The sequence below is a fragment of the Gammaproteobacteria bacterium CG11_big_fil_rev_8_21_14_0_20_46_22 genome (assembly GCA_002796245.1).
Lineage (GTDB): Bacteria > Pseudomonadota > Gammaproteobacteria > UBA12402 > UBA12402 > 1-14-0-20-46-22.
In genome coordinates this window covers 6910-10313 of sequence record PCWT01000045.1, presented here as the reverse complement: position 1 = coordinate 10313, position 3404 = coordinate 6910, and the positions used below count along the sequence as shown (strand labels likewise).

At 40.5% G+C, this 3404-nt stretch carries 3 protein-coding genes; all 3 read left to right on the top strand.

Annotated features, from left to right (window positions below):
* Positions 1-253 precede the first annotated feature (253 nt).
* The gene (locus COV52_05345; protein ID PIR11165.1) at positions 254-1054 is read left to right on the top strand and encodes a hypothetical protein; all 801 of its coding nucleotides are present in this window, start codon (positions 254-256) and stop codon (positions 1052-1054) included.
* A gap of 246 nt (positions 1055-1300) precedes the next feature.
* Entirely contained in the window at positions 1301-2041 is a 741-nt protein-coding gene (locus COV52_05340; protein PIR11164.1) for a hypothetical protein, read from the top strand.
* The gene (locus COV52_05335; protein PIR11163.1) at positions 2038-2940 is read left to right on the top strand and encodes a hypothetical protein; all 903 of its coding nucleotides are present in this window, start codon (positions 2038-2040) and stop codon (positions 2938-2940) included. The genes COV52_05340 and COV52_05335 overlap by 4 nt, the downstream gene beginning before the upstream one ends.
* The last annotated feature ends 464 nt before the right edge of the window (positions 2941-3404 follow it).

Sequence of the window (3404 nt, the reverse complement as noted above, 5' to 3'; positions counted from 1 at the left end):
AAATATGAGATCGATACTTCGTTACTTCAGGTGGGTTAAGCGAATGTTTACTTTATCAAGCGTTTTATTTTTGTTTAATTTTTGGTCGGACCACTCAAATTGGCATAACAAATCACAACAGTGTGGGAGGTTTCTCCCACGATTTTCCCACAGTGATTTTAGCGATAAGTCGCTGTATTGAGTTTACATTAAAGTCTCTCTTAATGTCTATTGTTGACATTTCTATAGATTTAAATGTATATTTGATGTAACTATGAAAGCACAGCACTATTTGGATCAATTAACTTCTGAGGGTAGAGTTTCTTTTACCAAAGAAGAACTACAAAAAACACTTGGGCTAACGCCTAATGCGGCCGCTTGTATGCTCAGAAGATTAAAACAAAAGCAACAAATAGCCTCTCCTACCAGGGGGTATTACCTTGTATTGTCACCTGAGTTTCGGTCAATGGGTTGTTTGCCACCTGATTTTTTCATTGATGATTTAATGAAGCGTTTAGGTTTGGATTATTATGTCGCGCTTCTGAGTGCGGCTTTATATCATGGTGCTGCACATCAACAGCCGCAAGTTTTTCAGGTAATGATCGCAGCAAAGCACACAGACATTCAGTGTGGGCAAGTCCATATTCAATTCATCACAAACCAAGATTTGAATGCAGGCGATGCGGTTTTATTGAATACACGAACAGGCACCATGCGAGTGTCTACGCCTGAAACAACGGCAAAAGACTTATTGGCATTTATTCGTCAAAGCGGTGGTATCGGGCAAATTGCCACAGTTATTGATGAATTAGCTGATAAGCTCGATAAAGATAAGTTACAGGCACAGGTTCAACCAGGCAGTCAATGGCAATGGGTGCAACGACTAGGCTACGTTTTAGAAACGTTGGGTCATAAGGATTTGGCCGATAGCCTATTTATGATTATTAAAGATAAGGCTTTGCGTATTACGCCTTTAGTGCCTAATCGAACCATGACAGGATTTCCACGCCATAAAAAATGGCGCCTGACTATTAATGCCAAACTAGAGAGTGATTTAGACGATGATACCGATTAATACGATTACACAATGGCGGAAGAATGCCAACTGGTTGTATCAATCCCAGGTCGAACAAGACTTAGTGTTAAGCCGAGCGTTGGTGAGCTTATACCAAAACGAAGTTATTCAAAAAACACTCGCATGTATTGGCCAATCGTGTTAATTGGCAGCCGGAAGTCGGCGCAGACTTGGTGATGAAAAAACTTGTTGAAAAGCTGCCAGGTGAGCCTTGGAAACTGAGAGATAAAGGGTAATTGAATTAATATGAATCGACAGCAACTTGAAAAACGTGTCATTGAAATTGCGAACAAAACTTTGCAAGAAAAGCACTATGTCAGTTGCGTGGATATTTTATTAGGGATTGGTTGGTTACAACCAGTCCGCGTGAATGATTGGCGAAAAGGACGATTACCTTATTTAGAACAGGCTGTGCAAGCCAATCTGAATAAATTAAGTTATGCAATGAAATGTTTTCGACAGTGGGCGAACAAGTGCGGTTTAAAGCCCAGTGAAACAAAATACCTAGCAAGGACTCGCGGCCAAAAACGAGAATTACGGTTCAGTGAAAGCGGGAACCCTGCCATCGAGAAAGCTTACCGAACTCATTATATTTCACCTGTGTTATCTCAAAAGAAACAAGAAAACTTAAAAACCAAATTAGACAAACCACCCGAGCATGTCGTGTTTTGCATTCTTAAAGAATCAACCTGTGAGCAATGTAAAGAAATGCTACACAAAGGTAGCTTTTTATATACAGAACAAGACAAAGCACTGTGCATGAAATGCAGTGGCTTCGATGAACTGGTCTATTTACCCGCCGGTAATGCAAAACTCACTCGTCGCGCAAAACAATATAGCAAATCTTATGCAGTGGTGGTTTGGTTTAGTCGAGCCAGAAAACGTTATGAACGACAAGGGTTATTAGTTGAAGAGTCTGCGCTAAAACGAGCAGAAGATGAAGTAAATGTTGATTATCATAATATGAAAGAGGAAGGCAACATATGATTAAAGTGGGTAGAAATGAATCTTGTCCTTGTGGTAGCGGAAAGAAATATAAAAAATGCTGTTTATTAAATCCTGTTACTCCTTCTACTAACAATCACAATTATCCCCAGTTAGGACAAGCGGTTCAGGAAGAGAAAGTAGCGTTAACTCGCACATTGACACATGAATTATTTCAGCCAATGCGCTTATATTACGTTATTTATGATTTAGAAAAATTACAATCCTGTTTTAAGCAACTGAAATGTATGTCACACGATGCGCCAAGAGAGTGGGTATTAATGTATACGGCGGAAACCAGTCGTCTTGGTTTGAGTATTCCGCCTAAACAAGTACCCAAAGAAATGCAGCCATTAGTGATTGCAACTTGTTATATTGAAGATAAACAGACTTTGTTGGTTGACGTACGTTCCATCGAGCGAGCTGAAAAAATTATTCGTTTTATTGATCGTAAGGTTCCAAGAGAAGTTGCAGCGATCACGCATGCCGCCATTTACAACCGTCTGATCACCACTAACCCCAAAAATCCTACCGATGTGGATTACGATGAAATTTTTAATGAGCAACGTATAACCGTTATTGATCCAGAGAATTTTTTGCAAGACATGACAACTACTTCAAAGCAGTATGATGACAAAGATCAGGCGAGAGAAGCTGTTTTCAGACAAATCGAAGAAAACGCAAAAAAACTACTGCCTGAGGTTGAAAAAATGCCAGTGCATTATTATGAGGAGGGGATTGCTTCATTTAAAATGACGTGTCAAATGAGACAGTTCATTGCTATGCAGCACTTTTTGGGCAATACAGAGTTTTCATTTTATGACATCATGCAAAAGATGGTGGGCGAACAGACAAAGAAACCTCAAAAAGTGGGTTGGGTTAAAGTTGATGATGGTTTGTAATGAAGTTTATGATAGCCGAGCAGCCGATCCAAATTTTACAGTTGTTGATGTTTATATTGGTATTGAGGATTAAAGCTGGCGCTGCATCATCATGTGTATGGGGGGTATGCTGATGCTAAAACCAGCCAGTCCAACAATTTCGTGCGAGGCTTCAATGGTTTTTCGGTTTGCAAAGAACATTGGTAGTAAGAGACACTTATTTTGGAGGCTAGCTCTGATATTGTCCGTGATGAGTTGCTCTGTCAGGAGCTGGGCTTGCCAGCCTAACCAACTGCCCCTGCATCAAGCGAAGGTCGAGGGTCAAATACTTTACTACCAATATTTTCATAAAGCTGGCAGTAAACGGCCAACGGTTGTCTTTGAGTCGGGGCGAGGCGATGACCACAGCATTTGGAACAAAGTGGTGTTACGCGTCTGTGCGTTTGCCAATACTTTTACCTACGATCGACTCAATACAGGGAAAA